The organism is Arsenophonus nasoniae, assembly GCF_004768525.1.
Classification (GTDB): domain Bacteria; phylum Pseudomonadota; class Gammaproteobacteria; order Enterobacterales; family Enterobacteriaceae; genus Arsenophonus; species Arsenophonus nasoniae.
Window position 1 is genome coordinate 3,735,903 of record NZ_CP038613.1, and the last position, 19,145, is coordinate 3,755,047.

General features: G+C 35.2%; 14 protein-coding genes and 1 pseudogene. 4 read left to right on the plus strand and 11 right to left on the minus strand.

Translation table 11 applies throughout. From position 1 onward, the window contains the following. The first annotated feature begins 247 nt into the window (after positions 1-247). Positions 248-712 carry a zinc uptake transcriptional repressor Zur gene (gene zur / locus ArsFIN_RS18810; RefSeq protein ID WP_034249745.1) on the plus strand — a complete coding sequence of 155 codons (465 nt, stop codon included), beginning with the start codon at positions 248-250 and terminating at the stop codon, positions 710-712. A gap of 197 nt (positions 713-909) precedes the next feature. On the opposite strand, the gene lexA is transcribed toward zur, so the two are convergent. Then, positions 910-1,524: a transcriptional repressor LexA gene (gene lexA / locus ArsFIN_RS18815; protein WP_026823053.1), complete on the minus strand. Its 615-nt coding sequence runs from the start codon at positions 1,522-1,524 to the stop codon at positions 910-912. A gap of 100 nt (positions 1,525-1,624) precedes the next feature. Then, positions 1,625-1,999 carry a diacylglycerol kinase gene (locus tag ArsFIN_RS18820; RefSeq protein WP_026823054.1) on the minus strand — a complete coding sequence of 125 codons (375 nt, stop codon included), beginning with the start codon at positions 1,997-1,999 and terminating at the stop codon, positions 1,625-1,627. 123 nt (positions 2,000-2,122) lie between these two features. Between ArsFIN_RS18820 and plsB the strand changes: the two genes are divergently transcribed. Beyond that, entirely contained in the window at positions 2,123-4,573 is a 2,451-nt protein-coding gene (gene plsB, locus ArsFIN_RS18825; RefSeq protein ID WP_026823055.1) for a glycerol-3-phosphate 1-O-acyltransferase PlsB, read from the plus strand. Between the two features lie 96 nt (positions 4,574-4,669). On the opposite strand, the gene ubiA is transcribed toward plsB, so the two are convergent. From ubiA to pgi, 3 genes are all read right to left on the minus strand, one after another. After that, positions 4,670-5,530: a 4-hydroxybenzoate octaprenyltransferase gene (gene ubiA / locus ArsFIN_RS18830; RefSeq protein WP_135678246.1), complete on the minus strand. Its 861-nt coding sequence runs from the start codon at positions 5,528-5,530 to the stop codon at positions 4,670-4,672. Between the two features lie 28 nt (positions 5,531-5,558). Beyond that, a complete protein-coding gene (gene ubiC / locus ArsFIN_RS18835; protein ID WP_034249744.1) occupies positions 5,559-6,092 on the minus strand; it encodes a chorismate lyase in 534 nt (177 codons plus the stop codon). A 211-nt stretch (positions 6,093-6,303) separates the two neighbouring features. Next, on the minus strand, positions 6,304-7,953 hold the full coding sequence (gene pgi, locus ArsFIN_RS18840) for a glucose-6-phosphate isomerase (protein ID WP_026823058.1): 1,650 nt from the start codon (positions 7,951-7,953) through the stop codon (positions 6,304-6,306). A gap of 269 nt (positions 7,954-8,222) precedes the next feature. Here pgi and lysC point away from each other — a divergent pair, with 269 nt between their 5' ends. Then, the gene (gene lysC, locus ArsFIN_RS18845) at positions 8,223-9,602 is read left to right on the plus strand and encodes a lysine-sensitive aspartokinase 3 (RefSeq protein WP_026823059.1); all 1,380 of its coding nucleotides are present in this window, start codon (positions 8,223-8,225) and stop codon (positions 9,600-9,602) included. A 68-nt stretch (positions 9,603-9,670) separates the two neighbouring features. Here the strand turns inward: lysC and ArsFIN_RS18850 are convergent, their stop codons facing one another. The 3 genes from ArsFIN_RS18850 to ArsFIN_RS18860 all read right to left on the minus strand — a co-directional run bounded on the left by ArsFIN_RS18850 (position 9,671) and on the right by ArsFIN_RS18860 (position 13,803). Continuing rightward, positions 9,671-11,053, minus strand: a complete 1,383-nt coding sequence (locus ArsFIN_RS18850) for a tetratricopeptide repeat protein (protein ID WP_167876713.1) — start codon at positions 11,051-11,053, stop codon at positions 9,671-9,673. A gap of 697 nt (positions 11,054-11,750) precedes the next feature. Beyond that, positions 11,751-12,623 carry a hypothetical protein gene (locus ArsFIN_RS18855; protein WP_026823060.1) on the minus strand — a complete coding sequence of 291 codons (873 nt, stop codon included), beginning with the start codon at positions 12,621-12,623 and terminating at the stop codon, positions 11,751-11,753. A gap of 412 nt (positions 12,624-13,035) precedes the next feature. Beyond that, positions 13,036-13,803, minus strand: a complete 768-nt coding sequence (locus ArsFIN_RS18860; protein ID WP_026823061.1) for a hypothetical protein — start codon at positions 13,801-13,803, stop codon at positions 13,036-13,038. Between the two features lie 390 nt (positions 13,804-14,193). Between ArsFIN_RS18860 and iclR the strand changes: the two genes are divergently transcribed. Further along, positions 14,194-15,024, plus strand: coding sequence for a glyoxylate bypass operon transcriptional repressor IclR (iclR, locus tag ArsFIN_RS18865; protein WP_026823062.1), 831 nt, complete (start codon positions 14,194-14,196; stop codon positions 15,022-15,024). Positions 15,025-15,114: 90 nt separating this feature from the next. On the opposite strand, the gene aceK is transcribed toward iclR, so the two are convergent. The 3 genes and pseudogenes from aceK to ArsFIN_RS18880 form a co-directional block, all read right to left on the minus strand. Next, a complete protein-coding gene (gene aceK, locus ArsFIN_RS18870; protein ID WP_026823063.1) occupies positions 15,115-16,839 on the minus strand; it encodes a bifunctional isocitrate dehydrogenase kinase/phosphatase in 1,725 nt (574 codons plus the stop codon). A gap of 76 nt (positions 16,840-16,915) precedes the next feature. Further along, positions 16,916-18,229 carry an isocitrate lyase gene (gene aceA, locus ArsFIN_RS18875; protein WP_026823064.1) on the minus strand — a complete coding sequence of 438 codons (1,314 nt, stop codon included), beginning with the start codon at positions 18,227-18,229 and terminating at the stop codon, positions 16,916-16,918. Between the two features lie 56 nt (positions 18,230-18,285). Beyond that, positions 18,286-19,143, minus strand: a pseudogene (locus ArsFIN_RS18880) (malate synthase); the annotation flags it as partial. Between the last annotated feature and the right edge of the window lie 2 nt (positions 19,144-19,145).

Genomic DNA, 19,145 nt, shown 5'->3' on the forward strand with positions numbered 1-19,145 from the left:
TTATAGCTCTCAATATAAGCAGAAATAATTTATATTAATTCCACTAGCTAGTTGAAATTAATCATCTTAATTACTACTCACAATATATCCCATTTTCCAATTAAGTATCCGTTTCTAACATTAGAAAATAAAAAAACATTATTAGAAAATAGTAAAAGATATTATTTATTTTAGAACTATGGTAGATATCAAAAAGTATAAATATGATAATATCATTATTATAATGATCTTCACATTAGGATAATTCATGACAAAGCAAGATCAGGAAAAAATATTGTCCCAAGCAAAGAAAATATGCCAAGCGCGTAATGTACGTTTAACGCCACAAAGAGAAGAGGTATTGCGCCTTATAGCAGCCCAACCTTGTGCTATTAGTGCTTATGATTTGCTTGACCTACTTAGAATTTCTGAACCTCAAGCTAAACCACCTACCATATATCGTGGTCTAGAATTTCTTTTAGAACAAGGATTTATTCACAAAATAGAATCAACAAATAGCTATGTTATTTGTCATCATTTTGAGGATCCTAAACATACCTCAGTTATGCTAATTTGTGACAGTTGCGGCAGTGTTGCCGAGAGTAATGGTCAAACAGTAGAAACCGCTATTATAAAATTAGCCAAAAAGACTGGTTTCCAGTTATCCCATACCGTTGTTGAAAGCCATGGACTATGCTCGCCTTGCTACAAAATCGAGAAAAAATCGTGTTAAAGCTCTGCATTACTAGAGTTAAATAGAGATACAAAGGCCAGTTGTTTATACAATCGGCCTTTATTAAATAATCAATAAAATTTAAAATAACTTACTTAATACCAATTAATTACAAATCAAACAAATTTAGAAAATAATAATATTGTTCTCAATAAATTAAACTGAATTTACTTAAAAATTAATTAGATGTGAAATGACTAAAATGAATTACTATTACGAATAATACCAACAGCGAGTCCTTCAATAGTTAAGTTTTGTGTGCGCAAATCCACAATAATTGGCTCAAATTCAGGATTTTCAGCAATTAATTCGACTTTACTACCCGCTTGCTTAAAGCGTTTAACCGTTACTTCATCATCAATACGTGCAACAACAATTTGCCCATTATGGACCTGCTGTGTTTTATGTACAGCTAGTAAATCACCATCGATAATTCCAATATTTTTCATGGACATACCATTAACACGTAATAAAAAATCAGCACTAGGTCTAAAAATAGTGGCATCAATCCGATAATGGCTTTCGATATGCTCTTGGGCAAGTAATGGTTCTCCTGCCGCAACCCGACCAATAAGTGGTAATCCTTCATCCTCATTTTCTTCTTGTAGTAGCCGGATACCGCGAGAAGCGCCAGAAACAATTTCAATCACGCCTTTACGCGCCAATGCCTTTAAATGTTCCTCTGCTGCATTTGGTGAACGAAAACCTAAACTTGAAGCAATTTCAGCGCGTGTGGGAGGCATACCCGTTTGCGAAATGTGTTCACGCACCAGATCATAGACCCGCTGCTGCCTCAATGTTAATTCTTTCATTTCGCCCCCTATTATTGGCATTCGCACATTGTCACTGTAAGTATATACAGTTATATGAAGATTTTAAACTGATAAATGTGTAAAACCCTATTTTTTATAACTAGCTCACGAAATAATGATTACCAATCACAACTGCCCAAATAAAAATAGCTAACCAAATTGAAACAAAAACAGCCGCTGAGCCTATATCTTTTGCTTTACCGGAAAGTTCATGTAATTCTGTACCAATCCTATCAACCACTGCTTCAATCGCACTATTTAATAATTCAACAATGGCTATTAATACCACTGAACTTATAAGTAATAACCGTTCGATCCATTGCACATCAAGGAAAAAAGCCACAATAATAGCGATAACCACAATAATTGCTTCTTGTCTAAAAGCAGCTTCACTCTTCCAAGCTGATTTTAACCCTTTCAGCGAATAACCGGTTGCTTTAATAATTCGGGTTAGTCCCGTTGTTTGGTTTGCCATAAAATTTACTCTCTAAATACAGTTATATATGGGATTTAGTATAATTATTATCTTTTAAACAGATATTAATTACTATTTCTGATATGCTTGGGTAGGATTCTAATAAGAGGCTATCGCTCACCTATGTCATTTTGGCGTAAAATTTACTATAATCTATTAGATTTACCAATGAAATTATTGGTAAAAAGTAAGCTCATACCAGCAGATCCAATGAAGGAATTGCATCTTGATACGACACGTCCTTTTCTATATGTATTACCTTATCATTCTAAAACGGACTTATTGACGTTACGTCAACAATGTTGTTCTATTGGCTTACCTGATCCACTCGATCCGATTGAAATAGACGAAATTAAATTACCTGCTTATGTCTTTATCGATGATGGCCCGCGTGTCTTTCGTTATTATTCGCCAGATCCACGTAAAGACTCAGTAAAAACATTTACTGCTTATCTTGATCTTCATTGCCATAATCCCGAACTAAACATTCAGATGCTACCCGTATCAGTGATGTTCGGTCGAGCGCCTGGTCGAGAAGGCCACTCACCAGCACCACCATTACGTCTACTTAATGGTATCCAAAAATTCTTTGCCGTTATCTGGTTAGGACGTGACAGTTTTGTTCGTTTTTCACCTACTGTCTCTTTACGCCAAATGGCTAGCGAATATGGTACTGATAAAACTATTGCCAACAAACTTGCTCGAGTCGCCCGCATTCACTATTCACGGCAACGATTAGCAGCAGTTGGCCCCAAGCTACCTGTTCGCCACGATCTATTCAAGAAGCTGTTAACTTCAAAAGCGATTGAAAAAGCAGTTGAAGATGAGGTTAAAGCAAAAAAAATCTCTCTTGAGAAGGCAAAACATAATGCGATTGCCATGATGGAAGAAATTGCCGCTAATTTTTCCTATGAAGCGATCCGTATTACTGACCGCGTACTGAGTTGGACTTGGAATCGGCTCTATCAAGGAATTAATGTGCAACATGCCGAGCGTGTGCGCCAATTAGCGCAAGATGGCCATGAAATTGTCTATATTCCTTCTCATCGTAGTCACATGGATTACCTATTACTTTCTTACGTACTTTATCATCAAGGCTTAGTTCCTCCTCATATTGCCGCAGGTATCAATCTTAATTTCTGGCCTGCAGGTCCAATTTTTCGTCACTTAGGGGCTTTTTTCATTCGCCGCTCTTTCAAGGGCAATAAACTTTACTCCACCATATTTCGTGAGTATCTCAGTGAACTGTTTGCTCGTGGTTATTCAATTGAATATTTTGTTGAAGGCGGCCGCTCTCGCACAGGCCGACTACTGGAACCAAAGACTGGCACGCTGTCAATGACCCTACAAGCAATGCTACGAGGTGATTCCCGTCCAATTACTATTGTCCCTATTTACATCGGTTATGAGCATGTATTGGAAGTTGCTACCTACGCTAAGGAACTAAAAGGTGCAGCAAAAGAGAAAGAAGGCTTTTTTTCCATGTTAAGAGGTCTACGCAAGTTACGTAGACTAGGACAGGGTTATGTTAATTTTGGTCAACCGATTGCACTAACGCAATATTTAAATAAACATGTCCCAGAGTGGCGCCAATCTATCGATGATATTGAGCCTCAACGTCCAACATGGTTAAATTCAACCGTGACTCGGCTAGCTAATAAAATCATGGTTAGAATTAACAATGCCGCTGCTGCCAATGCGGTCAATCTATGTTCAACAGCTTTATTAGCTTCACGCCAGCGTGCATTAACCCGAGAACAACTGATTGAACAAATAGAATGTTACCTGCAACTATTAAGGAATGTGCCTTATAGTGATGATAGCACAACACCTAATAAAACTGCCGATCAATTGTTAGCAGACGCATTGGAATTGGATAAGTTTGAAGTTGAGCATGACAGTATGGGCGATATTGTGGTATTACCACGTGAAAATGCAGTATTGATGACTTATTATCGAAATAATATTATGCATTTATTGGTTTTGCCTTCTTTGGTAGCCAATATCGTATTACATAATGAAAATGTTCAACGTCAGGAGATTGGTTATCAAGTTGCACTTATCTATCCATTCCTAAGAGCAGAACTCTTCATGCGATATAGCATGCAAGAATTGCCTGAATCGATCGATATTCTGTTGGATGAATTGGCACGCCAGCAACTAATACTATTAACAGCAGAAGGTTTTGTAACTATCAATCCAGCTCGTATTCGCCCTCTTCAGCTTTTAGCAGCTGGTATTAAAGAAACGCTACAGCGCTATGCAATTACACTTTCGCTACTTAGTACAATCCCTGCAATTAGTCGAGGAATACTAGAAAAAGAGAGCCGTATTCTCGCTCAGCGTCTATCGGTACTCCATGGTATCAACGCACCTGAATTCTTTGATAAAGCAGTTTTCTCCACTCTGGTAAATACATTAAAACAGGAAGGTTATATTAATAGAGAAGGCGATGCGATTATCAGCGCGAATGTACAACGACTTTATCGAATTATCGCTAAGTTAATATCTCCTGAGGTTTGTTTAACCATTGAAGGAGTCAAACACGTTACTCATGAGCCATTGTCTAAATAAATTATTTTCATATCAATATAGTAACGTAAAAAGAATTTAGATTGAAATCGACCAAAATCATTTAGGATAATCACTCTAGATTATCCTTTTTTATAATTAAAAATAATTTAATAGGATGCCAATAAATAAAACCAACCCCACATAATTGTTATTCATAAATGCTTTAAAACATAATGCAGGTTGACGACTGGCAATGAGTTTTTGTTGATGGATAAATAAGACTAACACAAATATCAAACTGGCATAATAAGGCACCCCTAAATCTAGCTGTTGCCCTATATAAAATAACACCAGAATCATAGCTAATTGTAAAATACCAATAATCAATTTATCAAAATGAGCAAAAATAATTGCGGTTGATTTTATCCCAATTTTTATATCATCATTGCGATCAACCATCGCATACTGGGTATCATAAACAACAGACCAAATGATATTAACCAGAAATAATAACCAGCACTCCAAAGGTAAGGACTTACTAACTGCTGCATACGCCATTGGAATTGACCAACCAAACGCAGCACCCAGCACAATCTGGGGAAAATGGCTAAATCGTTTGATAAATGGATAAATCCAAGCTAATAACAACCCAATCACCGATAACCAAATTGCCATCTTATTTAAGGTCAAGACCAATATAAATGCAATAATGATCAATGATAAAAATAGTGTCTTAGCTTCTTTTTCTGTTACATCACCATTTGGCAGAGGACGCTCTCTGGTTCTTGCAACATAACCATCAAATTTTCTATCTGCAAAATCATTAATAACACAACCAGCCGCACGCATCAAAAAGACACCCACAGTAAAAATTAACAAAATAAAAAGATCTGGTAACCCTCGGCTTGCTATCCATAATGCCCAATAAGTAGGCCATAGTAATAGTAAAATACCTATCGGTTTATCAAGACGCATTAAGCGAAAATAGGCGCGCCATTTATTCAATTTCAACGTCATTTGCCCTGCCAATCTATTTGTCTCCTTATTATTTCGTATAGATAGGTGAATCTGGCAAAAAAAGCTCTGTTAATAGTAAAGGTTTAGCCGATAACCTTAACAACGAACGCCTTACCCAACAATTATTCTGTATACCTAAATTAATATAATCACGAGTTAAATTATTTCCACTAAATAGATGGTGCCCTAATGGCACATTGCCTAAATTTATTAATTTGCGTTCTGGACCCGTTAATGTCTCTTCTGGGATCACTGTCCGCCCATATAACCATGGGCAACCATCACCAAAAAGCACAACTTCACGTAACCAATAGCGTTGACTATTAGGCAAAAGTTGAGCTTCTTCGTTCTGACTATCTAATAGAATAAAACCTTCTTGATAAGGTTTTACAGTGACTTGCTGACAATAGCGTGCCAGACGTTGAGTCATTGAATCTAATTCGGTTAACCAATTATATATTGGATCCGGTACATTAATTTCTTGCGCCGCAAGCCACTTAATCGGTTGATTGCAAAAAAGTGACTTATTATTTATATGGTTTATTTTTACAGCTACGCCCATAGAATACTTCTCTCATTCTATCTGGAAATTAAAAATAGAAGATATCATGCTGATAATGAATGAAATGATAGAATCTGCTAATTTATATAAAAAGTTATCCCTGATTGCAAAATTTTTATTAATTTTGCAATCTTTATATTAGCAAGAAGTGATCTATCTGGCAGTTTATTTACTATAACCAAAACCTGCTGTTACTAGCTTTGTTAAAAAATTATTGGCGCCAAGCTTTAAAACAATTAATCAATCCATTGGTAGAGGTGTCATGACTATCAATTTCAGCCTGAGTTGCCAACTCAGGTAGAATACGACCGGCTAATTGCTTACCTAGTTCGACGCCCCATTGGTCAAAACTAAAAATATTCAATATAGCACCTTGCACAAAGATCTTGTGTTCATACATCGCAATCAAAGCGCCTAACGTATATGGCGTAATTTGATTAACAAGAATAGAGTTAGTTGGGCGATTACCTTGGAAAACTTTATAAAGTGCAACATTGGCCATTTTAGCCGGATCTTGGCCGGCAGCTTTAAATTCTTCGTCCACTTCAAGCCGATTTTTGCCAAATGCTAACGCTTCTGTTTGAGCAAAAAAATTAGACATTAATTTGTTATGGTGATCACTTAATGGATTATGACTAATCGCAGGCGCAATGAAATCACAAGGAATAAGTTTGGTACCTTGATGGATCAACTGATAAAAAGCATGCTGACCATTAGTTCCTGGTTCACCCCAAATGATAGGCCCCGTTTGATAATTCACTTTTTCGCCATTACGATCAACATATTTACCATTTGATTCCATATTGCCTTGTTGAAAATAAGCCGCAAAACGATGTAAATATTGATCATAAGGTAAAATGGCCTCAGTCTCAGTAGCGAAAAAATTATTATACCAAATACCGATTAACGCTAATATTACCGGAATATTATGCTCAAAAGTCGTCTCAGCAAAATGACGATCCATTGCATGAGCACCGCTTAGTAATTGCTCAAAATTATTAAATCCGATGGAAAGAACAATCGAGAGGCCAATAGCAGACCACAATGAATAACGGCCACCAACCCAATCCCAGAATTCAAACATATTTTGGGTATCGATGCCAAATTTGGCCACCTGTTGTTCATTGGTTGATAAAGCCACAAAATGTTTTGCGATCTGACTCTCATCCTCTGCAACATCTAAAAACCATTTTCGGGCAGTCAGGGCATTAGTCATTGTCTCTTGGGTGGTAAAAGTTTTAGAGGCAATCAAAAATAATGTTGTTTCAGGTTTAATTTTTTGCAGTGTTTCAGCAATATGACTGGCATCTACATTGGAAACAAAATGCATATTTAAATGATTTTTGTAAGGCTTGAGTGCTTCTGTCACCATATATGGGCCTAGATCAGAACCACCAATACCGATATTAACGACATCTGTTATTGCTTGACCAGTATAACCTTTCCAGTCACCATTAATAACACGCTCACTGAAACAACGCATTTTATCTAACACAGCATTAACTTGTGGCATAATATCAAAACCATCAAGCTTTATCGGGCTATTGCTACGATTACGTAAAGCAATATGCAAAACGGCTCTATCTTCTGTTCTATTAATTTTCTCTCCAGAGAACATGCTGTTAATTGCGATGCTTAATTTTGTTTCTTTTGCTAAATCCAGTAATTTACGCAATGTATCATCAGTTATACGATTTTTAGAAAAATCAACCAAGATCTGGTTATTAAAAGTTAGTGAAAACTTAGCAAAACGGTCAGCATCATTAACAAAAAGATCACGCAGATGGATATCTTTTACTGTTTGATAATGTTGTTCTAATTCGCGCCATGCTGCTGTTAGACTTGGATTAATGTTTTCCATTGAAATACTCTCTATCTTTCTTCAAATCAGATTTACAACTACCAATGATTGGATAGTAACTCATTCGCTCTAGCAATTTCACTTCTTTTAATGCCATCCGCTGGTTAATTTAATTGCAGCCACGCATCATTAATAGAATATTGATAAAATTGATAATCTTCTTGGCATTATAAAAATTATTGATTTTGCTAAAAATAAATTGACCTTCAGGCAATAACCCGATACTGGTAGATTAATTGTTCGCTATTCAAATACATGGAGATAGCATTATGTGCGCAGTTTCCACCGCCTCCGCAAATAAAAAATTTATTGTTGCCAAGTTTGGTGGTACCAGTGTCGCTAATTTTGATACCATGTGTAAAAGTGCGGATATCGTTATTACCAATAAAAATGTGCGGATTGTTGTGCTTTCAGCTTCAGCAAATATTACCAATCTATTGCTCAAACTTACTGAAGCGTGTAATGACAATAGACGTAAAGCACTATTAAAACAAATTCGTCAGCGCCAATATACGATAATTAATCGTCTAGGTAACCCCTCTAATATTCAGCCAATCATTGACAATTTATTAGCAAGACTCACTAGTTTATCTGAAGTCACGACACAATATCCACTTATTGCCCGACAGATTGATGAAATTGTTAGCTATGGTGAACTGATGTCAAGCTACCTATTTGTTGAAATTCTACGTCAGAATGGCGTAAACGCAACCTGGTTTGATGTTCGTAATATTATGAAGACCAATGATAAATTTGGTAAAGCCGAACCTAATCAGCAACTATTAAAACGACTAGCAGATAAATATTTACAACCTAAGCTGCATGAAAGCCTGATTGTGACTCAAGGTTTTATTGGCCAAGATATGGCAGGCCGGACAACAACATTAGGGCGCGGAGGTAGCGATTACACTGCCGCACTAATTGCAGAAGCGCTATCCTTTTCCCAGGTTGATATCTGGACGGATGTAGCCGGTATCTATACGACCGATCCGCGTATTGTTGCTAGTGCCAAATCAATTAGCGCTATCACTTTTAACGAAGCAGCAGAAATGGCTATATTTGGCGCTAAAATCTTACATCCATCAACATTATTACCCGCTATTCGAGCAGAAATACCCGTCTTTGTTGGCTCAAGCCAAATGCCGGAAAAAGGTGGCACTTATATCTGCACCAGTACTGAGAAACTGCCTCAATTTCGAGCGTTAACGATACGGCGAAAACAGACGCTCCTTACTTTGCATAGCCTGAAAATGCTCCACGCTCGCGGGTTTCTTGCTGAGATATTCACGCTATTGTCGCAACATCATATTTCTGTTGATCTCATTACTACATCTGAAGTTAGTATCGCTTTAACCCTGGATACTACCGGCTCTACCTCCACCAATGGCAACCTATTAACTGAGACTTTAATGACAGAATTAGCCAAATTATGCCGTGTAGATGTTGAGGAAGGATTAGCACTCGTTGCCATTATTGGTAACAGCTTATCGCAAATAAATGGTTTAGGAAGTAAAATTTTTAGCGCACTAGCAACATATAATATTCGTATGATCTGTTATGGGGCGAGTAGTCATAATATTTGTCTTCTGGTATCCGATAAAGAAGCAGAGACGATTATTCAAAAATTGCATAAAAATCTTTTTGAATAACCGAGATATCATCACTGCTTAAAATGACAAACGGAACGGTGAGATTGACTTTGCCAATCAAAAGTTACTTAGTCATATTTTTCTGATAATTTCAAATCTGTTGACTTCATAACTGAACTCGTTTGTAGTTGTTTAAGATTTTCTTTCGCAGTGGCATTATTAAGCTTTGCCGCAGTTGCAAACCACATAATAGCGCGAAAAATATTTTTTCTTATTCCCTGACCGGTAGCGTATAATACCGCTAAATTATTTTGTGCATCGCTCTCTTGTCTATAGGCAGCAGATAAAAACAGTTCACTGGCTTTTTGTGGGTTTTTTTCAGTACCTATGCCATATAAATAAAAAAGTCCCAGCTGATTTTTTGCCTGTGGTATTTTTTGTGCCGCTTTTTGCATTAAGCTAAATGCATTTTTAGGCTGCTTATTAATACCTTGCCCAACTAAATAAAGTTGCGCCAATCGGTATTGCGCTTCAGCTTCACCACTATTTGCCATGATCTGATACAATTCCGCCGCTTTAATAAGATCTTTCTTTATACCAATACCTTTTTCATAATAATAAGCAACTTTCATACTTGCATCAGCATAGCCAGCATTCGCTAATACCTCATACCACTGCCTAGCTAAAATAGCATTCTGCTCTACTCCGTAGCCATGTTGATAAAATTCGGCAAGATGATACTGAGCATCGATATGTCCTTGTTCTGCGGCTCGCTTATACCAATAAAAAGCCTGATAATTATTTTTTTCTAAATACTCTCCATCATCATAAATAAATCCCATATTATATTGAGCAATAGCATCACCGCTATATGCTGCGCGCCGATACAATTCAATGGCATAAGCCGGATTTTTTTTGACCCCATAGCCTTTCTCATAAATCTGGGCTAAATTATTCAATGCGCCTAAATCACCTAAATCAGCGCTTTTCTCATACCACTCTTTGGCTTTGTTATAATTTTGACTAACACCAAATCCATTCTGGTATAAATATCCCAGAACAAATTGCGCATAAGCATCCTGCTGCAAAGCGGCTTTTTCATACCAGTTTTTAGCTTGTTTATAATCTTTATCTACGCCTAATCCGACAGTATACATATAACCTAAACCAGATTGAGCATAAGGATCACCTTTGTTTGCGCCTCGCTGCAACCAGGTTATGGCAGCTTTATAATCTTTTTTTCTTTGATTAATCACTCCCATATAATAAAAAGCATCACTATTGCCTTCTTTAATTGCTTTTTCGAACCAAAAACTAGCTTTGCCAATGTCTTCTTGTATATCTTTGGAGCCATAAAGATAAGTTATTGCAACATTCATTATGGCGTTCATCTCACCTTGAGAAGCTTTTTTTAATTGTTGCCCAAATGAGTCGTTTTTCTCTTGTTCAACGGATTGCGTATTATTTGCTATATTCATGTCAATTTGTGGCAAGACATCACTCTTTGCCAACGAAAAATTGAATAATATCAAGCAAGTTATAAATAATTCTTTTTTCATTAAGTTCACTATCCAAATATTGATTTGAACCAAAAACTCGAGGATAGAAACTATATTACAAAATAGAAAACGTTAATAATATTTTTACATTTTTAAAACAAAATCACATTCAACACAATTGGATTAAATATATTTTATCCCTTTTACATCCCTTATTTACTAATACTCATTATCATGCCCAAATTTACTAAACTATTTACTGGATTTTTGCTGATAAACTGGCTAACTCAATAAAAAAGGAAATTTTTCTTTCCTTCCATTGATTTCATTTAATTTTCTAAATAATTCAAACATTATGCAATCAAATCAGAAATTGATAAGCTACTAACAATTAATAATAATGAGAGAATGGCAAAAATTAAGCAAAATATTTTTTATTATATGCTAATATTTGATTTTTTTAGTTAATATATCTGGCGATTTAAATAGTCTTAATGACATCGTTAAATATATTCAAATCTTAATTAAATTCAATGGTAATATAATACTATTCTGTTACTAAAAGAGTTTTTATTAGTAAATAATTAGAAAAATTTATTAAAAAAATTCTTAAGATTGGTAGAGCAATTGAAATATTAGATCGCTCTAGTTAATCATAATCAATGAAATATAAAAACCCTCTTTTTACAGAGGGCTAAGAAATAAATAATTATTTATCCATAATAATATTATAGTATTCTGCAAATATGGTTGGATTTTGTTTTAACTGATAAGATAAAAAATTTTCTGTTTCATTTCTCATGTTATTAAAATGTAGTTTTAATTTCATAGCTATATCTTGTTCTTCTTCATTAGCTATAAATGATTGCTGCTGGAATTCAGTTAAAGATGAAATTATATTACTAAAATAATCAAAACACTTCATTTTAGCCCTAATATAGGTATGCAATAATTCTTTATCTTCAGATAAGTTATTTAGTATTTCTGAAGAAAATTCTTCTATCCCTAAACGTTCTTGATTACCTTCTGTAACACCTGTAATATCAAATCCTCTTTTTTTTTCATTATTAATAGTCAACTTAACATTATCCTGCATAAATTGCAAAATCTGCTCTTTTCCTACATTACTCCCGATATCTAAATATTGAGAACCATTAATTAAAGGTATCTTTAATGCATTATGTAATTCAACCATCGGATCAGAAAAGATAGTAAATTTATGGCTAAATAGATTACCTACTGAAAAAATCACTTCATTATTATTAATTATTTCTAACTGAAATTTTACCTTCTTTTCTTTGACAAACTCTATTAAGGCAAAAATCTTCTCATAAACGACTCTAGGCGCTGGTATAGAATTATCCCAGTTTGATTGATATAAATGTAATTTTTCTTGTTTAATCTCTTGTTCTATTTTTTCTTGTATTTTTTTATCAATAATGCATTGATTGTTCAATGAAAACCAATTTTTTAACAATTGTGATAATTCATCATTATTATGCATCAAATCTTGTGATGCTTTATCTATATGTGTAGATTGAGTATGCAAAAAATTTCTAAAACGGACAGAAAAAATGTTCATAAATATATCCTTAAAAATAGTTGTCCCTGTAAATAAAAATACTCGGCCTAACTATTTTACAGATATAAATAAAATGGCATTTACATTTAAAAGCCAAATTTTTATAAAAAACAAATTTCACAGTAATAAATAATCACAAATTATTGTTTTACGCTGATTCATTTAAAATGAAAATAAATTTGCACGATATGGAGCTAATGCTATGTTCAATAACCTAAAATATAAACTAAAAAGAACATTCATAAATGAATGCTCTTTTTGGTAAAAAATTTAAATCATCAATAAAAATACTATATTTTCTTCATTAGAGTATTACAATGTTCAATAATATTTTCTGTATCTATATTTTTCTGATTAAATAAATTAAATAAGGTTTGCTCGGTATTCTCCCTAACTTTATCAAATTCACCCTTCAAATTTTGTGCCATTTCAAGAGAATTATGACAAGCCAGTTCAGAAAAAATGATGATAAAGATGAAGCAGTAGCAGAAAAATAATCAAAACATTTCATTTTTGCCATAATAAAAGATTGCAAGAACGGCTTATTTTTCATCATTTTTTGCCGCACCTCTAAAGAAAATTTAGCGATATCTAAACGTTCTTGATTTTTGTCTTCAATTCCGTGCAGCCTAAAACTTTGCGGATCATTATTATCGATAACCAATGCCAACTCTTTCTGCATAAAAGAATGGAGCTCGTCTTCTGACATACTACTTTTGGTAGCCAAGTATTCAGAAGAATTGGTTAAAGGCACCTTCATTGCACAAAATAACTCATACATCGGATCACCAAACCAAATAGATTCCTTATTCAATACATCTTTTACCGATATAGTTATTTGACTAAAACCATTATAGGTGTCAAGGCTTGACATATCCAAATATGGAGAAAGTTGTATTTTAAAATCATGCCGATGTGTTTCACCTGCCAATGTAGCAAGCCTAATAAATGCTGATAGTTTAGCATAAACCGTTTCGGTATTATCAATAGATTGTTGATGGGACAAAGTTTGCAAATGTTGCTCAATTTCATCTTTATCAGACGGATCACGCCATTTTTCCATGGCTATAGATAACTTATCAAATTTATTTGCTGTTGCTGACTGTTCTGCTTTATTTTTCACATTAGCTGTAGAACTAAAAAAACTTTTAATACCATCAATGATATTTATATTACTCATTTACATCTTCTTAGAAATTAATTTCAATAAAATATATTATATTTTCCCTAATAAGAATAATAACTTATTAAAATACGAATAATACTAGAAAACGACTATTTAATAATCTGCTCAAGTCCACTAATTTAGTAAAAAAATTTAATTAAATGATTATATTAAAATTATAAATATTTTATTTTATGTCTGACTAACATTATTAATAGATCAATAAAAAAATTTAGCTAATTATTATTCAACAATAATTATATTTAGCTAAAAAATAGGATTTTCGAATAGATATGATTCAGTAAAAAATTTTTGTCTAACAAAAAACCAACTCCTCCGATGAGAATTTATTCCTATTTCGTTCATAATAAATAGAAATTTATTCTAATTGGGAACGCTAATACGATGAACAAAACAACAATAAATAACAACAAAAACAAAATTAAAACCTCTAATAATAACTTGTCATCAGCCTCGCAAGTTCAATCATTAAGTCGAGGCTTGACTCTATTAAAATACATTTCTACCTCAGTAGGTGGGGTATCACTGACTGATTTAGCGACTCAAGCAGGGTTTGCGAACTCAACAACCCATCGCTTATTAGAAACATTGAAACAGCATGGTTTCATACGTCAAATCGGTGAGCTCGGGTTATGGGTAATTGCTGCAAACGCATTCATTATTGGTAGTGGTTTCCTAAAAAATCGTAATTTCTTAGCGACTGTGCATCCAATCTTGCGGAAATTAATGGAAGAATCTGGTGAAACAGTAAATCTTGCTATCTTAGATCGGACAAAATATGACGCAGTGATTGTCGATCAAGTGCAATGTAATGCTTTGATGAGAATGTCTGCACCCATTGGCGGCAAATTACCTATGCATGCTTCTGGAGCAGGCAAAGCATTATTAGCTGCTTTACCTAAATCACAACGACTTCCTTTACTAGAAAAACAGAAATTACACGCATACACGCCTTATACACTAACTTCACCTTCAGCGCTCGAAGAAAATTTTAGCGATATCCGGACAAAAGGATTTGCATATGATAATCAGGAACATGCTTTAGGCCTACGTTGTATTGGTGCCTGTATTTATGATGAATATCAAGAAGTTTTTGCTGCCGTTTCCATCTCAGGCCCGAGTTCTCGGATTACAAATGATCGCATTAACGAATTAGGTAGTACTATTTTACAAGCAGCAAAACAGATCAGTCATGAATATGGCGCTATTCATTAAAAATTTCTTAAATTACCAATTTGTTAATTAATGTTGAACAATTAATTAGATATACTATTTATATTACATAGGTAACTATACTTGCCGATCTTAAAATGTGCGTTGACAAAACCTTTGCTTTACCGGGTAAGCAAAAACATCGGCTATGTACCCCTGACATATTTTTTCTTGTAAAGATTGCCAATATTCTGTACTAAATAGATCAGCATGGTACATTTCAAAATATTTTCTAATAACAGGATCATTACAAAGAAAATGGCGAAACTCTTCTGGAAATACATCATGTTCAGCAACACTATACCATGGTTCGTCAGCCATCTCCTGCTCCGGATAAAGCGGTTCTGGTATTTTACGAAAATTCATTTCAGTCATATAGCAAATTTCATCATAATCGTAAAAAACCACTCGTCTATGACGAGTAACACCAAAGTTTTTAAACAACATATCACCTGGAAAAATATTTGCCGCCGCTAATTGTTTGATAGCATTACCATAATCTTCAATGATCCATTTTAATTCTTCACCCCTAACTTGATCGGTGTAAATATTCAGCGGGATCATCTTTCGTTCCATATAGAGATGACGGATCAAAATCTTATCGCCTAAATCTTGAAGTTTGGAGGGTATTTCACGCCATAGTTCCGCCATCAATTCTTCACTGATATGTTTTTTAGCGATCACAAAATTTTCAAACTCTTGGGTATCCGCCATTCTACCAACCCGATCATGCTCTTTAACTATCCGATAGCATGCTCTTACACGTTCCTGCGTAACTTGCTTTGGTGGCAAAAAGTGATCTTTAATCACTTTAAAAACTCGCCCAAAAGAAGGTGAAGTAAAAACTAGCATTACCATCCCTTTAATGCCAGGAGCAATAATAAACTGCTCTTGTGAAAAGTTTATAAAAGCCAGATATTCTCGATAATACTCAGTTTTTCCATGTTTCTGACAACCTATTGACATATACAATTCGGCAATCGACTTCCCTGGTAAAATATCCCTTAACCAAAAAACCAAGGCAGCAGGAAATGGAACATAGACCATAAAATAGGAACGGGCAAAACCAAATATAATACTGGCATTGTTATAATTAGTCAGACAAGTATCAACATAAATACCACCTTGCTCATTATTATGAATTGGCAATAAAAATGGATAAACGATTTTGCCAATCATTATTTTACCTACTACCCAAGCCGCTTTATTACGATAAAATAATTCATTTGCTATCTCAAATTTGACGCCAGCTAATTGTTCAGCAGAAAACGTCCTTTTAAGATAGTTAACTATATAATTCACATCTCTCGGTAAATCTTCCCAAGCTAGACGAAATGGAATATCTATTAAAATATTTTCTATTGTTTTTTTAAGCCCCATATGAATAGAAAAACAGCGGGATAGTGGGCGTGGGGTATCACAAAAACGATTTACTGGCTGTGAAGTAAAAATAAATAAATTATCTGGTGTCAGATCACAATGCTGAAATAATCGACAATAAACTGAATTAAAAAAACTTTCCGCAATTTCAAAACGTGGGTAATCTTCTAATAGTCTAATATATAGCTGCTTAATTTCAGCTAATAATTGCTTAGTAAATTCAGCGGTTAAATTCATCTGGCTAAGTTGTTTAACAACCAGATCAACATGATGATCATAAAGATTAATTCGCTTTTTCATCGCTTCTTGTATACCGTGCCAATCAGCATCCTCAAAACGTTGCTGGGCACTTGATGTTACTTCCAAAAAACGGCCATACTGCGCATCAAAGCCTTGTAAAATTGTCTCGGCAATTAACTCCGCTGAGCTTAAGGTCATAAATAGCGCCCTCATTTCGACAAATTAAGCTTTATTAGCATCAAATCCATCAGGCTAAGTAACATAAGCAATATGTTTAAAACTGCTGTTCTTCAGTTGAGCCGGTCAGTGCCGTAACAGAAGAAGTTCCACCTTGAATAATAGTTGTGACTTGATCAAAATAACCCGTGCCAACTTCCTGCTGATGGGAAGAAAACGAGTAACCCTGCTTAGCAGCAGCAAACTCCTTTTCCTGAATTTTCTCAACATAATGTCTCATTCCTTCACCTTTAGCATATGCATAAGCTAAATCAAACATGTTAAACCACATACTATGAATACCAGCCAAGGTAATAAATTGAAATTTATATCCCATTTCAGATAATTTTTTTTGAAAACAGGCAATGGTTTTATCGTCTAAGTTTTTCTTCCAATTGAAAGATGGAGAACAGTTATAAGCCAACAACTTATTAGGATATTTAGCATGAATAGCTTCGGCAAATATTTTAGCTGCATCTAAATCCGGGGTTGATGTCTCACACCAAATCAAATCAGCATAAAGCGCATAAGCTAAGCCGCGACTAATAGCCTGTTCAATTCCTGCCTGGGTGCGAAAAAATCCCTCTGGTGTCCGCTGTTCATTAATGATGAATTTTTCATCATAAGGATCGCTATTTGAGGTCAGTAAATCTGCCGCTTCAGCATCGGTACGAGCAATCAAAACGGTCGGAATACCACAAACATCAGCGGCCAAACGTGCTGCAATTAACTTTTGTATAGCTTCTTGTGTCGGCACCAATACCTTGCCGCCCATATGGCCGCATTTTTTGGCAGCAGCGAGCTGATCTTCAAAATGCACAGCCGCAGCGCCTGCCTCAATCAATGCTTTCATAAGTTCAAAAGCATTCAATATGCCACCAAAACCCGCTTCCGCATCAGCAATAATTGGTAGAAAAAAATCAATATATTTAGCATCACCTGGATTTATATTATTTGCCCATTGAATTTGATCGGCTCGACGAAAGCTATTATTAATTCGTTTGACAACTTCAGGAACTGAATCAACAGGATAAAGCGATTGATCTGGATACATATTCGCAGCCGTATTGGCATCGGCTGCTACTTGCCAACCTGATAAGTAAACTGCCTCTATACCAGCCTTAGCTTGCTGCAACGCCTGACCACCTGTTAATGCACCTAGCGCATTGACATAATCTTTTTTTGATTTCCCATTAATTAGTTGCCAAAACTTATCAGCACCATTGCGCGCGAATAAATAATCGGGATTTATTGAACCACGTAATTTGACAACATCTTCTGCATTATAAGTGCGAATAATTCCTCTCCAACGCGAAGAAGAGCGCCATTCTTCCTCCAGTTGAGCAATCTGTTGTGATCTGGTCGTTACCATTTTTATCTCCCCTCATACGAGTTAATTAGATATTAAATAGCCAAAATATTTTTCTTTCAGTCAAGTTGTTGGTAACCCGCCAAGGTCAAAAATTCGATCAACTCATCCTGAGTGGTAATATAGATCATCAATTCCACTGCTTCCCGAAAACGGCCATGTTGAAAACGGACATCACCGAGTTCTTGCTGAATAGTCTGTAACTCTTCATCTAGCATCTCTAAGAACAATTCTTTTGTTACTTTTTGTCCATTAGATAATCGTTTTTCATGACGGATCCATTGCCAAATAGAAATACGCGAAATTTCTGCCGTTGCAGCATCTTCCATTAATCCATAGATAGGCACGCAGCCATTACCAGAAATCCAAGCTTCAATATATTGAACCGCAATACGAATATTTGCTCTCATCCCTTCTTCAGTACGCTCACCACAGCAAGGCTGTAATAACTGTTCAGCTGTAATAGATTCATCATTCTCACGCATGACATCTAGTTGATTTTTTCTTCCCGCTAATTCTGCATTAAAAACAGAGATTGCAATATCCGCTAAAGCAGGGTGAGCAATCCAAGTTCCATCATGACCATTTTTAGCCTCTAATTCTTTATCTGCTTTAACCTTCGCCCAAACTTCTTCATTCTGTTTTAGATCTTTAGATGGAATAAAAGCCGACATTCCTCCCATAGCGAAGGCACCACGACGATGGCAAGTCCTAATCAGTAAACGAGAATAAGCATTTAAAAAAGGTTGTGTCATTGTTACTACCTGCCGATCCGGTAGCACACGATCACTGTATTCTTTTAGCGTTTTGATATAACTAAAAATATAATCCCAACGACCACAGTTAAGTCCAACAATGTGATGACGCATATGATAAAGAATTTCGTCCATTTGAAAGACGGCTGGGAGTGTCTGTAATG

Excerpts from the sequence above, each read along its gene's own strand:
- ubiA (WP_135678246.1), bottom strand. The coding sequence starts at position 5,530 with ATGACGTTGAAATTGAATAAATGGCGCGCCTATTTTCGCTTAATGCGT.
- ubiC (WP_034249744.1), bottom strand. The coding sequence starts at position 6,092 with ATGGGCGTAGCTGTAAAAATAAACCATATAAATAATAAGTCACTTTTT.
- plsB (WP_026823055.1), top strand. The coding sequence starts at position 2,123 with ATGTCATTTTGGCGTAAAATTTACTATAATCTATTAGATTTACCAATG.
- aceK (WP_026823063.1), bottom strand. The coding sequence starts at position 16,839 with ATGACCTTAAGCTCAGCGGAGTTAATTGCCGAGACAATTTTACAAGGC.
- aceA (WP_026823064.1), bottom strand. The coding sequence starts at position 18,229 with ATGGTAACGACCAGATCACAACAGATTGCTCAACTGGAGGAAGAATGG.
- zur (WP_034249745.1), top strand. The coding sequence starts at position 248 with ATGACAAAGCAAGATCAGGAAAAAATATTGTCCCAAGCAAAGAAAATA.
- ArsFIN_RS18860 (WP_026823061.1), bottom strand. The coding sequence starts at position 13,803 with ATGAGTAATATAAATATCATTGATGGTATTAAAAGTTTTTTTAGTTCT.
- ArsFIN_RS18820 (WP_026823054.1), bottom strand. The coding sequence starts at position 1,999 with ATGGCAAACCAAACAACGGGACTAACCCGAATTATTAAAGCAACCGGT.
- iclR (WP_026823062.1), top strand. The coding sequence starts at position 14,194 with ATGAACAAAACAACAATAAATAACAACAAAAACAAAATTAAAACCTCT.
- pgi (WP_026823058.1), bottom strand. The coding sequence starts at position 7,953 with ATGGAAAACATTAATCCAAGTCTAACAGCAGCATGGCGCGAATTAGAA.
- lexA (WP_026823053.1), bottom strand. The coding sequence starts at position 1,524 with ATGAAAGAATTAACATTGAGGCAGCAGCGGGTCTATGATCTGGTGCGT.
- lysC (WP_026823059.1), top strand. The coding sequence starts at position 8,223 with ATGTGCGCAGTTTCCACCGCCTCCGCAAATAAAAAATTTATTGTTGCC.
- ArsFIN_RS18855 (WP_026823060.1), bottom strand. The coding sequence starts at position 12,623 with ATGAACATTTTTTCTGTCCGTTTTAGAAATTTTTTGCATACTCAATCT.